We start from the raw sequence: 19,806 nt of genomic DNA, 5'->3' as shown, positions 1-19,806 counted from the left end.
CCTTAATTCAAAGCGCTAGTTCCTTCGGGTTCATACACAACTCTATCAGGAGTTTTGTGACTGTGATTGCAGAAAACATCGAACATAAAATTCCTATTGATAAAGTGACAGAAAAGCCTCTAATTGCTCCGCTGCCAATAATGAACATTATTCCTGCAGCAATTAATGTAGTGATATTTGAATCCAGTATTGTCTTTATAGCGTTTTTAAACCCTTCTTCAATAGCACGTTCCACTCTCTTGCCAGATTTTATTTCCTCACGAATTCGCTCAAATATTAAAACATTTGCATCCACCGCCATACCGACAGTGAGTGCAATACCGGCAATTCCAGGTAAAGTTAGAGTTGCTTCAAGCAGAGTGAGAATTGATAATATAAGAACTACATTAGAAAAAAGTGCAACAGAGGCCAATACACCTAATTTGCCGTAAGTGATGATTATAAATAAAGCCACGGCTATAATAGAGATTGTTGCTGCCATTTCCCCTGCCTTTATTGATTCTTCTCCAAGACTTGGGCCAATGTTTTTTTCTTCAATTATTTTAAGTGGTGCTGGCAGTGCTCCAGATTTTAAAAGTATTGCAAGTTCGCTTGCTTGTTTTTCAGTGAAATTACCGCTAATTTCTCCCTCTCCATTTAAAATTGGCTCACGTATTGTAGGTACTGTTAAGACTGTGTTATCCAGAACAATTGCAAAAGGTTTTCCCACATTTTCTTTAGTGATTTTTGCGAATCTTTTACTCGCTATGCTGTCAAATTTAAAATGCACTGTTGGTTTACCTAAGTGACCAAATCTAACTGATGCGTTAACCAGCGAATCACCACCTATTTCAGTTTTGCGGAATATTGGATAAGAATTACCTAAAGAATCCTTGAGCATGACAGTGGTTTCATGGTCTATATCCTGCACCTTGGCTATGTTAGTGTTTGCCAAATGAAAAGCTAGCTTAGCAGTTTTGCCAAGCAGAGATTTTATCTGCTTGGTGTCTTCTACTCCAGGCACCTGCACTAATATTTTATTCTGCCCTTGTTTTTGAACGCTGACTTCCTTTGTGCCAAGTTTGTCCAAACGGCGCTGGACATTGTTTATTGATTCTGCAACTACTTCACTGATCAAAGAATTTTTATAATGGGGTTTATACGAAATGAGAATTGAAGAATCTTTTCTATTTAGCTCTAAATTTGGATTTATCGTATTAACCAACACAGATGCTTTTTTATAATCATCAATATTATTTAAAGTTACAACGCTATTTTGTACGTTAGATTCAATATTTTTTGTTAGCAATGTCTCTTTTATCTCACCTGCTAGCATGCCTAGCTTTTCCTTAAAATAGAAGTCTAAGTCTATGTTTAGAAGCAAAGATGCCCCTCCTCTCAGGTCAAGGCCTAAGTTTATTCTTTTTTTCGAAATAAAAAGCTTATTATCAAAGAAATTTGGCAGTGTTATGTATAAAGCAAATAAACAGATGCATAATACTGAAAAAGATTTGACTATAAGTCTGTTATACATAAGTTGTAGGTTTAAAATTGTAATAATTGATTGTAAGTTAAAAATAGATTTTTGTAAAATTCTCTATTTGACCTTACCCAGAAAAAGTAGAGAGAAAGTTAAGACGTTTTTATCATGAGAATAAATTGTGCAGGAATGCAATAGTTAATAGTAGAATGTCTACGTTATTTGTTATAAAAGATTTCTATGTATTCAAATATGGCAGTTCTGGTTTGTTGAGCGAGAAGTATCAATAAGCAGCTCCCTTTTAAGTGAACTTTTCTGCAACAGAGTTATCGTAACAACAGCCCTTATGGCTCATGCTGGAAATGATGTTTTTTGTATTCAATAGAAATTGGTAATTTTGAGAGGTATACTGTGACCCTTGATCGCTATGTAACAGCAGATTTTTATCGGGTTTGCGTTTATCAACGGCCATCAATAAAGAATCTATAACTAATTATCATGTTACTCATTAACCACCATGCGTGAATATAGGTCAATTATTGCCGCCAACAACCTTCTTTAGTTTTTATGTAGGTAATCCCAAACTTTATTTGGCTGATCAGTAGTAAAATTTTGATCCAATGTGTTCGGAGCCACAACTCGGTTGCTTATTTGCTGTTTTTTATTTTTGAACCTTCGTCTAAACTTGGCTTTAATGCCATTTTCTTGCATAACACTTTGTACTGTTTTAATTTTTGCCTAAAGCTTTTAATTCAGCGTGAATTTTAGGGGCTCCATATCTGCATTTAGAAGCTTGATTATTTTTTGAATATCTGCTAGAAGCCCTTCTTTTGCTAATTCTTTACTGCTTTTTTCCTTAGCAACCAATACCACCAGTACAAAACCCTACATAGTTCCTGTGTTTTATAGCAATTTCTATATAAAAGAATACTTTACTCTTTTTCTTTGCCCAGGGCTTTTTTTAAGATGTCTCTTTCTCTTGTTAGTTCTTTTTTTAGATCAAATCTTTCTTTGTTATAAGGAGCCTTTGCCTGGAAATGCGTATGCTCCAGACATTTTTCCATCATATTTTCTTACTTAACATACTGCCATCTATACCTAGATCTTTTGCTATTTTTGTACTTGCTTGACCTGTTTCTTTAACCAGCTTAACAGCTTCTAATTTGAATTCTGCTGTATATTCTCTTCTATTTGTCATATTTTGAAAAAACGTTTTATTTTACTCCAAAAACGTCTTAACTTTCTCTCTACTTTTTCTGGACTACTCCGAATCGGTTGACAAATTGGACGTTTGATAAGCATAATTTGGAGCTTCTTGTGTAATGACTATATCATGAGCGTGACTCTCTCTTAATCCTGATGCAGTAATAGTAACAAATTTACAATTTTTTTTCATCTCTTCTATATTCCTATTACCAGTATACCCCATTGCAGCTTGCAATCCGCCAATCAATTGATGGATTACTCCTGAAGCTGGACCTTTGAATGGAACTCTTCCTTCCACTCCTTGTGGAACTAATTTGAGTTTTGAATCTTTATCTTGAAAATAACGGCTAGCTGAACCTCGTTTCATTGCACTAATAGATCCCATTCCTCGATAGCCTTTATATGCTCTGCCCTTATACATAATAATCTCACCTGGGCTTTCGTCAGTGCCAGCAAAAATCGAACCAATCATCACAGAGTCAGCACCAGCTGCAATAGCTTTTGCAACATCTCCTGAGTATTTTACCCCACCATCAGCAATTAGTCTGACGTTTCTTGCTCTACACGCCTCTGCAACATTCTTGATTGCAGAGAATTGTGGCACACCAACACCTGTAACTATTCTGGTTGTACAGATTGATCCTGGTCCTATTCCAACCTTCACTGCATCAACACCCGCATCAATCAACGCTTCAGCAGCCTCCTTTGTTGCAATGTTTCCGCCAATTAATTGCGTATTAGGATACATCTTTTTTATTTCCCTAATGGTATTGATAACGTTTTCGGAATGACCGTGAGCAGTATCCACAACAACTACATCAACTTCTTCTCCGATCAAAGCTTCACATCTGTCTATACCATCTTTTTTACCAGTGCCAATTGCAGCGGCAACTCTGAGACGCCCTTTACTGTCTTTACATGAATTTGGGTATCTATTGTATTTTTCAATGTCTTTAACCGTAATTAAACCTATACAACAAGAATTTTCATCTACGACCAAAAGCTTTTCTATTCTATTTTCATGCAACAATTTCATTGCTGAGGCACTATTCACTCCCTGCTCCCGCACTGTCACTAACTTATCTTTTGTCATCACTTCGGAAACTTTTACATTCATGTTCTGGTCTTCAATAAATCTCACATCTCGGTTAGTTAAAATTCCAACTAACTTGCGTTGATCGACTACAGGAATGCCAGAATAATTGTGCTCTCTCATTAATGAAATTGCTTCCGCAACTGTTTTATCCGGTGAAATCGTAATTGGGTTATACACGATCCAACTTTCATATTTTTTCACCCTTCTCACTTCTAAAACTTGTTCATCTATTGATAAATTCTTATGTATGCAACCTATCCCTCCATGTTGGGCAATAGCTATTGCAAAGCCCGATTCAGTAACAGTATCCATTGCAGAGGATATGAGAGGGATATTTAGTTCTATACTATTTGTTAAATAAGTTTTTGTATCTGCATCGCAAGGCAATATATTAGAATAGGGTGGCAAAAGAAGTATATCGTCAAACGAATAACAAGCTTCCATTTTTTTCATAGGCTTTATTTAAAGCTTATACGCCAATTAATTAAATTGCAATAGGCAAAATTAGCTAGGAGCCTTTAATTGTATAGCTCTAACTGTTTTTAGGAGATAGAAAAGCTATATGGTTGCTAATACATTTTATTGCAAAATAAGAATTCTACATTATTTGCCAGCAAACAAAACTGCTCAATAGTTAAGTTTTCTGGACGCTGGTTTCCGCTCAATTTAGCGTTTTCAAGGACAGTCTCAGCGTGGTTCGTTATATTTTGCAAGCTATTTCTCAGCATCTTTCTTCTTTGAGAAAAAACGACACGTGTTAATCTTGTTAAGGTTTCCAAATTTACTGCAAACTTTGGGGTAGGCAAAGGATTTACTGTAATTACTGAAGAATGTATTTTTGGTCTTGGAAAAAACTCTTTAGGTTCAATATCAAATTCCTTTTTTATATCACATAGCAACTGGCTTAGCACTGATAAGGAACCATAATCTTTAGAATTGGGTCTTGCCGTAATGCGATCTGCTACCTCTTTTTGAAACATTAATGTCAAGTTCGTAAAAAATTTTATATTATTTAACCACTTTAAAAATAACACTACCGAGATATTGTAAGGCAAGTTAGCAATAACTTTAACTGGGCGCTCTATCAGCTCTTCTTCTGTAACATGCAGTGCATCCGCTTCTATAATTCTATACTTTCCTTGATGCTCATTTAGCAGTTGGTCATGGTGTTTTACTAAATCTCTATCTTTTTCTATAGAAAGTAGAGACTTTGGATTATGCACCAATATTTCTCTTGTTAATGCACCATATCCAGGACCAATTTCAATGACATTAAAATTTTCCAGACTACCAGCTAAAGCGACGATTTTTTTTGTTATCTCACTCGATAAAATAAAATTTTGCCCTAGACTCTTTTTTGGCTTCAGTAAAAATTTTTTCATATTATTTTCATTATACAGTATTTTAAAAATTAGTTGACGAAAATTCATTGATAATTGTATATTATTAATGTGTTTAACGCCGGCTTAGCTCAATTGGTAGAGCAACTGACTTGTAATCAGTAGGTTGTCAGTTCAAGTCCGACAGCCGGCACTCTCGCCCATATAAGTAAAGTTGATGTCCTTTTTAATAGTAGCAAATTGGAAAATGAATGGAATGCGTTCTTCATTTGTTGACTTTATAGGCAAACTTAACAACAAGAGCAACGAAATTACCTCTAAGCTAGTGATTTGCCCTCCTTTTACATCATTGCCAGATAGTATAGAGCTAAGCAATAATATTAGTATAGGAGCACAGAATTGCCATCAGAAAAAGTCCGGTTCTTACACAGGTGAAATTAGCGCAGAAATGTTAAAAGAACTAGGGTGTACTTACGTAATACTTGGGCACTCTGAAAGGGCTAATGAAAAAGATAGTGAAATAAAACTTAAGTCGGAAATAGCAATAGAATCAGGCTTACACCCAATTATCTGTGTAGGTGAAAATTCAGAAGATTATAAGAATGAAAAAACAAAAGAAGTAATAGAATATCAATGTAAAAACCGCTTGCCAACACACGGTGAATATACCGTAGCATATGAGCCAATATGGGCAATAGGCACAGGTCATGTGCCAAATAATGATGCAATTACTGAGGTGATAGAGGTAATAAAATTGTGTACTGGTAAAAAACACATTATATATGGTGGTTCAGTTAGTTCAGAAAATATAGAAAATTTGTTAAATATTTCAAATTTATCAGGAGTTTTAATTGGCAGTGCAAGCTTAGATTTCGATCACTTTTATAAAATTATACAACAAGTTGAAAAAAAGTTTTCTCTTATCAATTCTAAAATCAGCAACTAAGAATCCTATAACAAATGGCATCATTCCAGTGTCAAGCATATATAGCTAACCCAAGAAAGATTTCCCTACGTCATACCGCGATTCATTCGCGGTATCTCAGCATAGATTCCGCTAACGAGTAGCGGAATGACGAATTTGTTGTTTTTCAAATTGTAGGTAAACCTAAGCCACTTTAGCTATATCTGTACGAACATCTAGTAAAACGACATAGCTAAAGTAATCTAGAAAATTAACGATATTTTATTCCCCGGTGAACGCTCTATTTTGTTTTCCAACTCTAGTTCTAAAAGAGCCATTAGAGCTATGTTGGTAGAAAGTCCGCTTGCTAATATAAGTTCATCTATATCAACAGGTACAGAGTTAATATGATCAACTATAACAGATTTTGCCTGTTGTAATTTTTCTTGTTTTTGGTTAACAAAATGGTGCTCAACATCAAATAGGTTTTTTTGCTGCGGAGGTAAACTAAACCTAATACTCTCTATTATGTCATCAGCGGATTCGATAAGCTTAGCACCGTTTTTAATTAAATAATTACTACCACTACAGCGTGAATCTAAAGGGAAACCAGAAACTGCAAACACCTCTCTCCCTTGATTTAAAGCAAAATCTGCTGTTATTAGAGAGCCAGAACGTTTCGATGCTTCAATCACTGCAACACCTAGCGATAGGCCAGATATAATTCGATTCCTTTGAGGAAAATACTGAGGCTTTGGTTTAGTAGCAAATGGAAGCTCAGTAACTATTAATCCGCCATTCTCGGTGATTTTTTTGTATAGATCAAAATTCTCTTTTGGGTACACCACATCAATCCCGCTTGCTGTAACAGCAATAGTGGGATGATCTTTGTATATTACACTGTTTGCTGCAGTATCAATTCCTCTTGCAAGTCCAGAAACGATAATAAAACCAGCTTCGCTTAAATCAAGTGCCAACTTATTGGCAAAATTTCTTCCATTTATTGAAGAGTTACGCCCACCGATTATTGCAATTATCTCACGGCTTAATAATGATATATCACCAAGCGCAGTTATTACAGGAGGACAACTAGAGATATTTCTTAAAAGATCAGGGTAATCTGGGTCACATGCGGGTATAATTTTAGCTCCAATTCTTTCTGCATTATTGATTTCTTCTCGTGCATCTTGAATGCCATACACCTTATTATTAGCCACCCTATTGAGATATTTCAACACCTCATCTAGCGATCCATGTGTTCTTAGTATACTAAAAAACTTTATTGGTCCTATAGTTCTAGCCAAGCTTAACCATACTTCTAATTCTTTGTTGTTCAATTTATTTATCTTCATAAAAGACTTGAATTTCTTATCAATTTAGTGTACCCAAGATAATACAAATATACAGTGTTTTATGACGCATTTTGTTACAGATAAATGCATAAAATGTAAATATACGGACTGTGTGGAAGTATGTCCCGTTGACTGCTTCTATGAAGGTAAAAACATGCTCGTGATTAACCCAGATGAATGTATTGACTGCGGAGTGTGCATACCTGAGTGTCCGGTGGATGCAATTGTAACTGATGATTCCATAAAAGATATTTTAGAACTAGATGAAGAGTTGCTGAGCAGCGAACAAAAAACTTTCAAGTCATTTTACAACATAAACGTAGAATACTCACAAAAATGGCCAAATATCACAGCTAAAAAACAACCTCTCTATACTGCAGAAGAGTATAAGGAAAAAAAGGATAAAACAACTTATTTTGATGAAAATTTAGAATAATGCTACTGAAGGAAAAGAAACTTTTTGTATTTCAGGGTTGTTGTTTTTGGTTGCTGAAAATAGTTGCGTTATCTAAGTTGTTATGCTGATAAATTAGTATCGATTAACTTAAGGATTAAGGAAAAAGGCTTATTGACTTTTGAAATATTTGATTATAAAATTAGCTATTAGCATCAAATCTTGGGGGTAAGTTGTGAGTATAAATAAAAGAGAAACCATTAAAAAGATTGAAGGGTTACTTTTTCAAGTGAATGGTGATCTTGAAAAAACATGTGATCTATTATCAACAGTAGAGTTAACCGAAGATGATATTAAAATATTGCTGAAAGAGATGATAAAAGAGTATCATAGCTTATCTGAAAAGATTTCTTATAGTTGTGGAATTACTGCAGGCGGTGCACAAGATGCCAACGCAAACAGCTTCAACGAAGTTTTTAAGCTAGGTTCACAAGAGTTAGCATTAGCAATGATGTCAGATTTCAGAAAGTCTTATGATCAAGAATGATTTAAGAAATATAAAAAAGAAGAAATGTCTTATCCTGAAGGAGAAGGAATACAATTTATTAGAGAATTGAGAGTTCTAGGTAGAATACTTACTATATCTTTAATAAGGAAACTTGATGAAGTTTACAAGTTTACTCCAGAAGAAATTGAGCGTTTGAAAGAATATATGTTAGTTAGCAACTATGATACAAGCAAAAGTCTTTCTGATATAGACAAATATATGCATGCACTATCTGCCTTAATTAAAAACTCTTCACTTGATACAAAAAAGATATTTGAGCTAAATAATCGAATGATAATACACAATACAGCCTTAATTGATTTAGTAACTAGTGGAGTAGTGAAAAAAGAAGAAGCAAAAGAACAATCTGCTGAGGATTTAGAAAAGCTTGTCTGTGAACAGTATAAAGGTACAGCAAACATGCCAGTACCGTTGCCGAGCACGCTATTTGAAGTGGATAAAAAAAGTGCTTGAAGAAAGTAAGAAGGTCTTATAGTTAGCCAAAGTAGGTATTTAATAAGCTTAATGTAACCATTATATATGCTATATAGTAAAACATAGAATGCTTATGGTTCCAACTATAGCAATTTTAAGTGGTGGGTTTTCTTGTGAGAGAGAAGTGTCGCTTATGAGCGGAAAAGCAGTAAAGAAGGCACTTGATAGCCTTTCATATAATGCAATAGAAATAGATGTTGACAGCAACATTGCTGAAAAGCTTAAAAAAATTAATCCGGGCCTTGCTTTTATCGCTCTGCATGGACCTTATGGTGAAGATGGCTGCACTCAAGGTTTATTGGAAATCTTAGGCATAAAATATACACACTCAGGAGTTATGGCTTCTGCTGTTGCTATGAACAAGGCAATGTCAAAGCATATATTTTGGTTCCTGAACATTGATACCCCAAAAGGTTACATAATTAATCGAGAAGATGTACTAAAAAATAACATTAAAATTGATTATCCGTATGTCTTAAAACCAATCAATGAAGGCTCAAGTATCGGAGTACACATAATTTTCTCAAACAAGGATTACTTAAAATTAAAAAACATATTTGGTGTTATTCCAGCGCGTGACCAGGAAAAAGAAAAATGGATCCCAGTGTCAAATACTGGGATGACAAAAGACTATTCAAGAGACTTGATGATCATAGAAGAATATGTCCCAGGAATAGAGTTACATACTGCTGTATTGCTGGATGAAGCAATTGGCACTATAGAAGTACGACCAAAAAATAAATTCTATGATTATGAAGCAAAGTATACAGATGGATTTGCAGAACATATATTTCCTGCTGAAATTCCTAACAATATATATAAAATGACCTTGGAACACGCACTGAAAGTTCATCAATTTTTAGGATGCAAAACTATTTCCCGCTCAGATTTCCGTTATAATCCCAAAAATAACACTTTAAAAATGCTTGAGATTAATACACATCCTGGCTTTACTGAGTTATCGTTAGTGCCAGAAATTGCAAAATTGGCAAAAGGAATCAATTTTAATGAATTAGTTAAAATTATTATTGAAGATAGTTTGCAGCACAAAAATATTAGGGATTTAAGTCATGTTGAGCAGTATTACTAGAAGCCAAAGGAGTTTTTTGCGTAAGTGTGCCTTGGTTATTATCACAGCACTTTTTCTTACGCTAATACTTTACAGCTCACTTGATAAAATAATAAATCGATTTAATTACTACTTTACTTGGTATAATGACTGCCTATCTAGTTTATTACTCAGCAGTGGATTTTCAATCGACGAAGTAGTCGTGAGCGGCAATAAATTTACAAACAAAAAGGATATTCTAAGTTTGACAGATAGAACGCAACCTATCCTGTATATGTCACTTTCAAAACTTGCCGGTAACATACAATCCGTAAGCAGATGGATAAAACACGTAAGAGTTCACAGAATTTTGCCCAATACTCTACACATTAATATAGATGAGCATAAACCGTTTGCTCTCTGGAAAGATAATAACAAAACCTCGGTAATTGATTTTGAAGGTAAAGTGATCGTAGATGACTATCTAGTAGATGATCTTGTTGTAATTACAGGACAAAACTCATTATCAAACCTAGAATTTGTTAAAGATGTGTTAGAGAGTAAAACTCAATTAAGTGACCACATTTCTTCTTTTGCTTATATAGGGAATAGAAGATGGAATATCATACTTGATAACGATTCCACAGTAAAACTGCCTGAAGATAACCCTTATAGTGCATGGGACTATTTAAACCACTTACACAATACAACTGATTTTACTTTCAGCGATTGGAGTATTATTGATATGCGTATTACTGATAAAATCTTTGTGAAGAGGTGATCTGCTGTAATCCAAGTAGCCCCTTTTCCTGTCATCCCAGTGCCCAGACACTGGAATCCCGCCGCGAACCGTCATACCGCGATTCATTCGCGGTATCTCTTAACATAGATCCCTTATTTAACCGCCATACCTTAACATAGATCCCGCTAACACGTAGCGGGATGACGAGGTTATCGTCATGTCACCGCGAACCGTCATACCGCGATTCATTCACGGTATCTCTTGGCATAGATCCCGCTAGCACGTAGCGGGATGACGGTTGTCGTTTAGCTATAAATATTTAAGAAATTTACCAAACGAAAAAAAAGGCAAAAGAAGCCCCGTGGTTGGCTAATTACTTACATTATACTTTCAAGTATGGCGTTTTTTTATTCTAAACGCTTAATAACCGCGATTTAGCTGCTTTTTAATGCAACTAACCTTTAGTCATAAATGTTTAAGAAATTTACTAAACAGAAAAAAAGGCAAAAGAAACCCTAGGGTAGCTAGTTATTCACTATCCATTTTTTAAGTTGGCGTTTTTTTATGTTTTAAATGCTTTATAAGCGCATTTTAGCTTATATTAGGTAAAAACCTAGAAATTTTATAAAGACATAAGGTGCACATAGTGCAAAAAATTAAACATGAGACGCCAGACACGTGAGTTTTTTTGTCATTTAATCTGTACAGAGAAGATAAATAAATAGCTTCAGTTTCGTGATAAGGGGGCTGGCGAGGTTTGTCAAGGAATTTTTATGCAAGAGATCTATTGAAATGCCCCTGTAAAATTATACTATTAATTAGTACACTATAAATTTAAAATTATAAATATGTTAAGCAGATTGGTAATTTTGCTATTAGTTTTTATACTTCCTTTTTCTTCATACTCATACCAGTTTAGAACCAAAGCAAAGCAAGCAGTAGTCTTAGATTTAGCTTCAGACTCATTCATTTTTGACCATAATTCTGATGAAAAAATGGCCCCATCTTCAATGAGCAAGCTAATGACTTTATATATAGCCTTCGATTATCTAAAAGCTGGAATAATACACATGGAGGATAAATTTCGAGTAAGTAGAAAAGCGTGGGAAAGGAGAGGCTCTTCTATGTTTTTGAAAGAAGGTCAATCCGTTACGGTGAGGGAATTACTTGAAGGAATTACAATAGTCTCAGGCAATGATGCCTGCATAACACTAGCCGAGGGCATTGCAGGATCAGAAGAGAATTTTGTGGCTGAAATGAATGAAGTTGCACAAAATTTGAATCTGAATGACAGTCATTTTGTCAACTCAAGCGGGTGGCCAGATGAAGATCATTTTATGAACGCAAAAGACTTGGTAATGCTGGCAAAAAGGATTTTCACCGATTTTCCTGAATATTATGATTTATTTTCCGAACAATATTTGACATATAATGAAATTGTACAAAAGAATAAAAATCTTCTACTTTTTCACGATATTGGGGTTGATGGCTTAAAAACCGGTTATACAAATGCTGGTGGTTACGGCATTGTAGCATCTGCAAAACGAAATGATAGGAGAATTTTTGCTGTCGTAAATGGTTTAAACACTGAGAAAGAGCGAATAGAAGAAGCAAAAAGATTGATACAATACTCCTTAAATCATTTTAACACTAAGAAAATATTCGTTAAAGACAGCGTAGTTGAGGAAGTAAATGTTCTCTATGGAAAAGATAGAAAAGTGCCTATTACAGTTGCAAACGATGTTACCATAACTTACAACCGCAAATTGCATGACCAAATTAAGGTGCGTATTGAATATAAAGATATGATACCTGCACCCATTAAAAAAGGTCAAGAAGTGGGCAAAGTTTTTGTAGAAATACCAGGTATTGAGCAACAAACTACACCACTTTATGCAGCAAATGACGTGCAGGAATTGAATTTCGTAGAAAAGTTTTTTAGGATGTTGTTTTAAGTTTGATATTAAAGCAATTCCGAAAGAGAGATCTATTGCACTTTAGTGTAGTTTTAACTAACAATTTCTGTTACAATACAAGATTGAAATGTTACGAAAATGTGCTGGTTGTATTTGTTGCTGTCTAGTATCCTAGAGATACTGTGGGCTGTAACGCTAAAGTTTAGTAACAGTTTTACTAAAGTTGTGCCTTCGATTGCAACATTGGTAATTATGATCATTAGCATTTACTTTTTATCTCTTGCAGCATGCTTTCTACCTATTAGGGTATGCTATGCAGTTTCCTCTGGAATATGCACAATTGGAATAACTATAGTTGGTGCAACCACTTTCACAGAGAATATTAATTTATCTCAAGTTTTATGTATCGTTTTAATTGTAATAGGAAGCATAGGGCTAAAGCTCTCTATTTAAACCTAAAAATTTATGCATGAATTGGATATATTTACTCTTATCGTCACTAATTGAAGTGTTCTGGGTCATAACACTTAAGCATAGTTATGGATTTACTCATCTCGTACCATCAATAATTAGCATACTCTCCATGGCTCTTAGTACATATTTACTTTCGCTCGCTACACGTTCTATACCTATCGGAGTATGCTATGCAATTTGGACTGGAGTGGGCGCTATAGGAGCTTCGATACTTGGAGTTTACCTATTTGATGAACCAGTTAATTTATTCGAAGTAATATGCTTTATTTTAGTTACATTCGGGATTATAGGATTAAAATTGTTTGATACTGCAAAATAAACTGTTGATAAAATGGAATAAAAGATCCCACTGGGATGAAAGAAGCAGATACTCCATATTGTCATGCAAATTGGAATCCAGACTTTTTTCTATATAGCATGGTGAAGACGGGAAACCGTAACCGTTCACACAATGGCGTCAACTTAAGGAAAAATATCAGCGATAGTGTATAAAATTTCTCTCTAAAACTTTTACCATTAAATTATCCAGAAGCCGCAGGAAACAGCACTTTTGTTTCTATTTTATTTCAACAAAGAAGTTTAAAATGTGTCCTTTTTAGGTGAAACATGCAAAAAGGAAAAAACCTTATTCTACAAATTAAAAATATAATATACTCGAAAACTTTTCAGAAAATCCATTGTGTTGAGTTTTACACGAACAAGAAAACTTCCTTTTTCGACAGTATTTTCTATGATTTTAAAGTTAGTTAAAAAAAGTTTGGGAATAGAATGTGAACTTATGGAGCCATTGACATGTACCCTCAAAGCAAGCTTTTTCTAAAGCAAGATATAAGATTTGCCATACAGGCTTTCAAGAATTTAAGCATCCAAACAGCCTATCAGGATGAACCTGAGTTGGAGAGGCTATAGACTTATTGCAGCAGATGGTTCTGGTATGAGATTACCCAGCTCTGGGGAAATTGTATCCGAGTTTGAACCAAATGGAACAACAGGCACCATTGGCAATTTGTTTGTTGATTTGTGTACTTCATTGATTTGCAGTGCTCGTCTTGCAGCTTGGAATATAGGTGAACAAACGTTGGCGGCAGAGCAATTACCCGAAGTTAGAGGTTGTCCGGAAACTAGTAAATTCAAGCATATTCCCTCTTTAACATAACCCTACTCATAGCTAGGTATATGAAATTCTCAGTGGATGTTGTGAGTAAATCATACTCCTTCGATAGCCTTCTATTCCTATTAACCCAAGCAAAAGTCCTTTCTACAACCCATCTTCTTGGCTGTACTTTAAACCCTTGTTCTCTTGTTGGTAGTAGCTCAGGTGGCGTATCTTTGTGCACCCAAAATCTACATGGAGGCCTTTTAACAATTTCAATATCTATGTCATATTCTTCCTTTATGTGATTCTTTAAATTTCTTCCTTGGTATCCCATGTCAGCCCACATTTTTTTAACTTTAGTATATTTTGTTCTCATATTGTTTAATGCTATTTTAATACCATCTCTATCATTTTCGTTAGCAGCGCCTACGTAACAACCTAGTATAAAACCCTGAGTGTCTGTAATTATATGCCTTTTTCTACCCTTTACTTTTTTACTTCCATCATAGCCTTTGATCCCCCCTTTTCTGTAGTCTTTACAGATTGACTATCTACTATACAGGCACTCGGCTGCTCATTCCTTCCTATTTTTCTTCTACTATATTTTGTAATTTCATAATTCATTTTCTCAAAAATTCCCTGCTTCTTCCATTGCCTGAACTGCTCATACACAGTCTTCCATAGCGGAAAATCATTTGGTAAATACCGCCATTGACACCCTGTACGCAATACATAGAAAATTGCTTCTAATATTTCTTTTTTGCTATACTTTTGCGGCCTTCCTCCTTTCTTGTATGATACTCTGAAGTGTTTTTCTATTCTTGCCCATTCCCTTTCGCTTAGATCTGTTGGATACTTTTTTCTCATCTTTACCCCGTACTAAAATTTCAGATATTATAGCCTTTTACTTGTTTCCGGACAACCTCTTATAGCTCTTTCCACAGAAGTCCGGATATGATAAGATTAAGGATAGATGGCGATAAGGAGGTTGGATGCCGGCAGCATATAGTTATGATTTAAGAAAAAAAGCAATGGAAGCACTAGACGAAGGGGAAAGCAGAGAAGCAGTGGCAGCAAGATTTAAAATTGGACGAACTACTTTGTGGGAGTGGCAGCAAAGAAAAAAAGAAACAGGCGACTTTCAGTCAAAAAAACTCGGTAATGGAGGTTACAATCAGAAAATTATCGACTGGAATAAGTTTATCGAATTTGCTAAAAAACACGGTAGAAAAACTCTGTCGGAAATGGCTAAACTTTGGGGCAACGTTAGTATCCAAACGATCCACCGAGCTCTCAGAAAAATTGGATTTACGCGCAAAAAAAGACATATGGATACAAGGAAAGGAACGAAGAAAAACGTGCTGAATTCTTAAAAATTATAGCAACAAAAGAACCAGAAAACTTAGTGTATATAGATGAGTCTGGGATTGATAACACGGAGGACTATCCATATGGGTATTGCCAGAAAGGACAGCGATTTTATGCCCTAAAATCTGGAAAAAAAACTCAACGAATCAGCATGGTTGCAGCCTTAAGTAGAAGAAAGATAGTTGCTCCATTAACATTTGAAGGCCACTGTAATATGGATATTTTTAATGGATGGTTTGAGCAATTTTTGGCACCGATCTTAGAACCTGGACAAACTGTCATTCTTGATAATGCTACTTTTCATAAGTCTGATAAGCTTATCAAGCTCGCTAAAGGAGTCGGTGCAGAAATTTTGTATCTGCCGCCTTATTCTCCAGATTTTAACAAAATTGAGCATCATTGGTTTGCTATAAAAAACAGAGCCAGGAAAAACATTCCTCTATTCGAATCCTTTCGTCGTGCTGTTGATTCTGCCTTCCTATGACCTATTCGGACTATTATGAGAAATGCTATACTGCGCAAGGGTATCAATATCTCTTAGCTGTAAAGAATATAGATGAGTAATAAAGGCTGTTGTTACGACAATTCTGTTGTAGAAAGCTTCTTCAGTTCTCTAAAAAGGGAGTTACCAATAGACACCTCTCGGCACTCTAAACAGCATATCAAAACTGCTATATTTGAATATATAGAAATTTTTTATAACAAACAACGTCACTATTAACTATTGCATTCCAGAACAATTTGATGCATCATTCTTTTTGTAAAAAACATTCCACACTTTCTCTCCACTTTTTCTGGGTAAGGTCATTTTTCATTGCACCCTATATTGTCCATTCCATTAGCTTTACTACGCTCGTTACCTCACGCAGCATAATGGTCTGTTCTAGGCTGTTGGCTAGACTTTGCCTAAGTTGGATTTTCACCAACTGTATTCTAAACGCTTACTTGGCGCACCCATAACAAAAATGCCTGAAAAACGTTAATAATTATATACTATTATTAATAATTATTCAACCATATTTTAAGCTTACAATTTTGAGCTTAACTGACGCTTATGGATAGGGGCAACTCTATCACCCTGTGTTATGTTTATAGCTCTTTTTACAATAATCCGAACAGACCGTAATATGCTACTGGCCTGCTATAGCCATAAACACATATCTTATCGCATTCGGACTATTATAAGAAAGGCTATATTTTCTAACGGACGCTGATTTTTGTATCGTAATTTCTTGCTATAAATTGGTTATATAAGAGCTGGCTTCTAAAATTTTATAACCCTAATTTGAATTAACAGACAGTAGAATCGAAAGATTATTACAAGGAGAAATCTACACAGATCGACCCTTTTGTGAATCTGCGTTTCTGCTTTCTTCAACTTGTTTTGCAAAAGATGTTTCCGGTTTCTGAAGTGGCTTAGCAATTTCACGCACAACGGCAATAACTGCTGTTAAAAACGTTTTTAACAATGCACCTAAAGCTCCACCAACTGCTTCCCTGCCATATATATGAGCTTGCTTTTCGTTACCGTCAGCAGTTTCCCCTGCCCTCCTTCTTGGATCCATCCTATGAGCAATCACCGAAAACAACACTCCCCTGATTGAAGACTTCACTTTTTCCTTTGCTTCGTGGACATCCCCATCTTTTGCTGTTTCATGTCCATGACTTAAGTGTTTAGCGTTCATTAGCTCCTTTTGTTGCTGGGCAAACATGCTACTTAATACTTCTTCTATCACTTGCTTTCTTCTCTTCTCTCTAACTCTTTTCATAGATTCTGATTTATCGCGAGTGTGTTTGGTAGTTTCAAATTCTGCATCAATATCTTCGGACGCAGCCTGACTATATAAAGTCTCTATGAGCCTGTCTATGCTTCGCTTTATTTGCATAGTCCTTTCGTAACTATCCGAATTATCAATTCCTTCGTCGATCTGATTTAGAATATCCTCAAAAACTTTCAAATAGTCTTGAATATACTGTATTATGTATTGCTTATCTTCCTCTTTGTGTTGTTCTTCTTGATTTTGCTGATTTTCATTTTCTAAACTTCTCTCTCTTTTATCATCGTTATTTTCTTCAATATTATCACCGTCTTCCTCGAAAAGGTTTTCGTCATTCATGATTTTTTTTAATTTAGTTAAAATTCTCACCAGTTATTATTGTATATGAAAAAATTAAATTAACATTAATGAAAAGCGTTTACAACTTCAGCACTAGTTAAAACTACAGTAAAGCTGTCAAAAGTAACAGGATCATAATACCTCTCATACAATTCAACTGAACACCTAAGCCTTATCTTTTCCTTAGCATTAAAACTAATTTCATAATCATTATTAGAGTTTAGCATAGCAGAATTACGTAATAATTCATCAGCTAATACAGAGTCTAAAATTCCATTAATTTTTATCGTAATGTGTCTGCTTCCAGCACAATCGAGCACTTTCCTCCAGCCAAAAGAAGAAATATCTTTCACCTCTTCTCTGTTATTACGCAAAGTAAACCTTAGGTTTCTTATATTATTTAACACAATAAAATTATTGTCATGATCTTTAATTTTTAGCTGTAATTTGCTCATTATCACCTCCTTTTATTAAAATATCAAAATTAATTGTTGAATGTAAAATTTCATCGTGCTGATCCATAGCACAATTACTTTCTAAAATGGCCTCATTATTAAAACCTTCAATGCTCTTAAGTATCAAGTTAATATGCCTTATAATGGCAAACATACTGTCTATATGATAAGTATATATGTCGCATGAAAATCTTGCCTTTGTAGCAAAATTGGACAGCATATGCAGGTTATTATAATTCACTACACGCAATCTCAGGTAAGGAATGGTGACCTGTTTAGGTAAGTAGTCATAAATGTTAGTAACATATTTCCTTAAATCAGAGTTTGCTTTTAGTGCTTCGTAAATGCTACTGTACAACTCGTTTATAGCTTGAATTTTTTTCATAATCAACCCTCGAAAGATATATAGAAACTCGTCATCCCGCTGCTTGTTAGCGGGATCTATGTTAAGAGATACCGCGAATGAATCGCGGTATGACGATAAGGTTTATACCTCGTCATCCCGCTGCTTGTTAGCGGGATCTATCCGTGACGGTATGACGTAGGACTGCTGTCATTCCGCTACGTGTTAGCGGCTGAGATACCGCGGCGGTATGACGATAAGGTTTATACCTCGTCATCCCGCTGCTTGTTAGCGGGATCTATCCGTAACGGTATGACGTAGTAGCCCAGTTTGAATGACCAGAAAGAGCTACAAAACAACCTTTGGTTCGCGAAATGGAGAATATACCTTCTTCACTTCAGATAAATGGCTACTTACCTCCGATTCACGATTTTTGTAAAGAGCAGAAACATGCCGCATAATACCTAGTTTTATCTGCTCAGGAACATTGTCATAACCAGCTTCGTATACAACATCAACTCTTATTGCATTCAAACAATTGAAAAACTCAACGTAGCCCCCTACATCACTAAAATAATACTTAAGTGTACTCTTCTCTTGATTTTTAGACATCATTGCAGTAGCCAATACTATCTTACTCACAGGGCCATAGCTTAAATAGATCCTACGAGGTACATAATCTTCATATGAAACTTGCCATGTTTGTTTCACCAGTGACTTTTCCATATGCCATTCAGCGTAATCAGTTGCCATAAAAATTAGATCTGAAATCAACTTATCATCCTGGTCGTTCTCAATGCGTAAAAAAGATTTAACCTCTTCTAAAGTAACTGGAAAAGATTCAGGCTTAGATTTACGTTGCACAGATATTCTTGGTGAAGTAGATCTTATTGACATAATAACCCTCCTTTTTGATATAGCTAGAATAAGTAAGGTTTACCTCGTGACAGCGTGGGGCAAATCTTACTTACTTTAGCTATGCAGCTTGCATGCAACATTAAGTTAAATTGGCGCAGCAACAACTCTGAGTGCTTTATCGTATGAATATATTAAGAAGAGAACGTATTAAAGCTGTTTCTCCTTTTTTGTTGATAAAATTTGAACTTATAGCATATTCAACTAGGCTGGATTTTAGTAGATTGACATTTTGAGAATGAATATTATTGAAGGTGGAGTTTAACTCTTTAGCAAGCAGACTGCGAAATTTTTGCACACTGTCATATGCGATATTTTCAAGTTCATGTGCAAATTTATCTTGAGCTATAGTTGTTATATCTTCAATTTCCTTATTAAACTCCTCTAGCTTTTTTTCGTTATTTTTAAAATTTTTCGTAAAAGTTTTCATATCAATTAAACTCAACTATTATTATGATTATAATGACAATGAAAAACTACCGAAGTAAAAAATTCACACTACTGTGTAACTTACAAATACTTTTTACTACATTCCAGCG

At 35.0% G+C, this 19,806-nt stretch carries 25 protein-coding genes, 1 tRNA gene and 2 pseudogenes; 14 read left to right on the top strand and 14 right to left on the bottom strand.

What is annotated here, in order from left to right; all coding sequences use genetic code 11:
- Positions 1-7: 7 nt before the first annotated feature.
- From secD to rsmA, 7 genes are all read right to left on the bottom strand, one after another.
- Positions 8-1,513, bottom strand: a complete 1,506-nt coding sequence (gene secD / locus AAGD90_RS02155) for a protein translocase subunit SecD (RefSeq protein WP_341822051.1) — start codon at positions 1,511-1,513, stop codon at positions 8-10.
- A gap of 247 nt (positions 1,514-1,760) precedes the next feature.
- Positions 1,761-1,931: a DDE-type integrase/transposase/recombinase gene (locus tag AAGD90_RS07170; RefSeq protein ID WP_080717647.1), complete on the bottom strand. Its 171-nt coding sequence runs from the start codon at positions 1,929-1,931 to the stop codon at positions 1,761-1,763.
- A gap of 86 nt (positions 1,932-2,017) precedes the next feature.
- Positions 2,018-2,170: a transposase gene (locus tag AAGD90_RS02150; protein ID WP_022626429.1), complete on the bottom strand. Its 153-nt coding sequence runs from the start codon at positions 2,168-2,170 to the stop codon at positions 2,018-2,020.
- Positions 2,171-2,391: 221 nt separating this feature from the next.
- A complete protein-coding gene (locus tag AAGD90_RS02145; RefSeq protein ID WP_341822050.1) occupies positions 2,392-2,523 on the bottom strand; it encodes a hypothetical protein in 132 nt (43 codons plus the stop codon).
- A complete protein-coding gene (locus tag AAGD90_RS02140) occupies positions 2,523-2,657 on the bottom strand; it encodes an IS3 family transposase (RefSeq protein ID WP_007548354.1) in 135 nt (44 codons plus the stop codon). Before AAGD90_RS02140 ends, AAGD90_RS02145 begins: the two co-directional genes overlap by 1 nt.
- Before the next feature lie 63 nt (positions 2,658-2,720).
- Positions 2,721-4,214: an IMP dehydrogenase gene (guaB, locus tag AAGD90_RS02135; protein ID WP_341822049.1), complete on the bottom strand. Its 1,494-nt coding sequence runs from the start codon at positions 4,212-4,214 to the stop codon at positions 2,721-2,723.
- A gap of 116 nt (positions 4,215-4,330) precedes the next feature.
- Positions 4,331-5,143, bottom strand: a complete 813-nt coding sequence (rsmA, locus tag AAGD90_RS02130) for a 16S rRNA (adenine(1518)-N(6)/adenine(1519)-N(6))-dimethyltransferase RsmA (RefSeq protein WP_341822048.1) — start codon at positions 5,141-5,143, stop codon at positions 4,331-4,333.
- Positions 5,144-5,221: 78 nt separating this feature from the next.
- On the opposite strand from rsmA, the gene AAGD90_RS02125 reads away from it, so the two are divergent.
- A tRNA-Thr gene (locus tag AAGD90_RS02125) sits at positions 5,222-5,294 on the top strand.
- Between the two features lie 24 nt (positions 5,295-5,318).
- On the top strand, positions 5,319-6,047 hold the full coding sequence (locus AAGD90_RS02120; RefSeq protein ID WP_341811154.1) for a triosephosphate isomerase: 729 nt from the start codon (positions 5,319-5,321) through the stop codon (positions 6,045-6,047).
- A 221-nt stretch (positions 6,048-6,268) separates the two neighbouring features.
- On the opposite strand, the gene dprA is transcribed toward AAGD90_RS02120, so the two are convergent.
- Positions 6,269-7,357, bottom strand: coding sequence for a DNA-processing protein DprA (dprA, locus tag AAGD90_RS02115; protein WP_341822047.1), 1,089 nt, complete (start codon positions 7,355-7,357; stop codon positions 6,269-6,271).
- Between the two features lie 61 nt (positions 7,358-7,418).
- Between dprA and AAGD90_RS02110 the strand changes: the two genes are divergently transcribed.
- The 9 genes and pseudogenes from AAGD90_RS02110 to AAGD90_RS02070 form a co-directional block, all read left to right on the top strand.
- The gene (locus AAGD90_RS02110) at positions 7,419-7,793 is read left to right on the top strand and encodes a ferredoxin family protein (RefSeq protein ID WP_063630600.1); all 375 of its coding nucleotides are present in this window, start codon (positions 7,419-7,421) and stop codon (positions 7,791-7,793) included.
- Between the two features lie 193 nt (positions 7,794-7,986).
- Positions 7,987-8,298, top strand: a complete 312-nt coding sequence (locus AAGD90_RS02105) for a hypothetical protein (protein WP_341822046.1) — start codon at positions 7,987-7,989, stop codon at positions 8,296-8,298.
- A 24-nt stretch (positions 8,299-8,322) separates the two neighbouring features.
- A complete protein-coding gene (locus AAGD90_RS02100; protein ID WP_341822045.1) occupies positions 8,323-8,772 on the top strand; it encodes a hypothetical protein in 450 nt (149 codons plus the stop codon).
- A gap of 88 nt (positions 8,773-8,860) precedes the next feature.
- Complete coding sequence (locus tag AAGD90_RS02095; protein WP_341814580.1) at positions 8,861-9,883, top strand: D-alanine--D-alanine ligase; 1,023 nt, start codon at positions 8,861-8,863, stop codon at positions 9,881-9,883.
- Positions 9,864-10,622: a cell division protein FtsQ/DivIB gene (locus AAGD90_RS02090; protein ID WP_341822044.1), complete on the top strand. Its 759-nt coding sequence runs from the start codon at positions 9,864-9,866 to the stop codon at positions 10,620-10,622. The genes AAGD90_RS02095 and AAGD90_RS02090 overlap by 20 nt, the downstream gene beginning before the upstream one ends.
- Positions 10,623-11,431: 809 nt before the next feature.
- Entirely contained in the window at positions 11,432-12,538 is a 1,107-nt protein-coding gene (locus AAGD90_RS02085) for a D-alanyl-D-alanine carboxypeptidase family protein (RefSeq protein WP_010082605.1), read from the top strand.
- 99 nt (positions 12,539-12,637) lie between these two features.
- A complete protein-coding gene (locus AAGD90_RS02080) occupies positions 12,638-12,952 on the top strand; it encodes a DMT family transporter (RefSeq protein WP_341822043.1) in 315 nt (104 codons plus the stop codon).
- A 16-nt stretch (positions 12,953-12,968) separates the two neighbouring features.
- On the top strand, positions 12,969-13,292 hold the full coding sequence (locus AAGD90_RS02075) for a DMT family transporter (protein WP_197907124.1): 324 nt from the start codon (positions 12,969-12,971) through the stop codon (positions 13,290-13,292).
- A 287-nt stretch (positions 13,293-13,579) separates the two neighbouring features.
- Positions 13,580-14,078 (top strand): annotated as a pseudogene (locus tag AAGD90_RS02070) (IS4 family transposase); the annotation flags it as partial.
- 25 nt (positions 14,079-14,103) lie between these two features.
- On the opposite strand, the pseudogene AAGD90_RS02065 reads toward AAGD90_RS02070, so the two are convergent.
- Positions 14,104-14,936 (bottom strand): annotated as a pseudogene (locus AAGD90_RS02065) (IS5 family transposase).
- A 125-nt stretch (positions 14,937-15,061) separates the two neighbouring features.
- On the opposite strand from AAGD90_RS02065, the gene AAGD90_RS02060 reads away from it, so the two are divergent.
- The 3 genes from AAGD90_RS02060 (at position 15,062) to AAGD90_RS02055 (ending at position 16,651) form a co-directional block, all read left to right on the top strand.
- Positions 15,062-15,921, top strand: a protein-coding gene (locus AAGD90_RS02060; protein WP_156518142.1) for an IS630 family transposase whose coding sequence is annotated in 2 segments (ribosomal slippage) — positions 15,062-15,386 and positions 15,386-15,921 — 861 coding nt in all. Because the reading frame shifts where the segments join, the coding sequence is not laid out codon by codon here.
- A 72-nt stretch (positions 15,922-15,993) separates the two neighbouring features.
- Positions 15,994-16,158, top strand: a complete 165-nt coding sequence (locus AAGD90_RS07165; protein ID WP_141456809.1) for an IS3 family transposase — start codon at positions 15,994-15,996, stop codon at positions 16,156-16,158.
- A 364-nt stretch (positions 16,159-16,522) separates the two neighbouring features.
- Positions 16,523-16,651 (top strand): hypothetical protein, encoded by a 129-nt coding sequence (locus AAGD90_RS02055; protein ID WP_341822042.1) that lies wholly within the window; start codon positions 16,523-16,525, stop codon positions 16,649-16,651.
- A gap of 117 nt (positions 16,652-16,768) precedes the next feature.
- Here the strand turns inward: AAGD90_RS02055 and AAGD90_RS02050 are convergent, their stop codons facing one another.
- The 5 genes from AAGD90_RS02050 to AAGD90_RS02030 all read right to left on the bottom strand — a co-directional run bounded on the left by AAGD90_RS02050 (position 16,769) and on the right by AAGD90_RS02030 (position 19,697).
- Positions 16,769-17,554 carry a hypothetical protein gene (locus AAGD90_RS02050; protein ID WP_070356729.1) on the bottom strand — a complete coding sequence of 262 codons (786 nt, stop codon included), beginning with the start codon at positions 17,552-17,554 and terminating at the stop codon, positions 16,769-16,771.
- A gap of 65 nt (positions 17,555-17,619) precedes the next feature.
- Positions 17,620-18,009 (bottom strand): phage tail tube protein, encoded by a 390-nt coding sequence (locus tag AAGD90_RS02045; protein ID WP_209473189.1) that lies wholly within the window; start codon positions 18,007-18,009, stop codon positions 17,620-17,622.
- Entirely contained in the window at positions 17,984-18,394 is a 411-nt protein-coding gene (locus AAGD90_RS02040) for a DUF3168 domain-containing protein (protein WP_155968841.1), read from the bottom strand. Before AAGD90_RS02040 ends, AAGD90_RS02045 begins: the two co-directional genes overlap by 26 nt.
- 306 nt (positions 18,395-18,700) lie before the next feature.
- Positions 18,701-19,249 carry a head-tail connector protein gene (locus AAGD90_RS02035; RefSeq protein WP_095742630.1) on the bottom strand — a complete coding sequence of 183 codons (549 nt, stop codon included), beginning with the start codon at positions 19,247-19,249 and terminating at the stop codon, positions 18,701-18,703.
- A 136-nt stretch (positions 19,250-19,385) separates the two neighbouring features.
- On the bottom strand, positions 19,386-19,697 hold the full coding sequence (locus tag AAGD90_RS02030; protein WP_015588824.1) for a hypothetical protein: 312 nt from the start codon (positions 19,695-19,697) through the stop codon (positions 19,386-19,388).
- Positions 19,698-19,806 lie beyond the last annotated feature (109 nt).

Origin of the sequence: Wolbachia endosymbiont (group A) of Ischnus inquisitorius, assembly GCF_964026985.1 — a bacterium.
GTDB classification, from domain to species: domain Bacteria; phylum Pseudomonadota; class Alphaproteobacteria; order Rickettsiales; family Anaplasmataceae; genus Wolbachia; species Wolbachia pipientis.
This window is presented reverse-complemented; position numbering and strand designations above follow the sequence as displayed.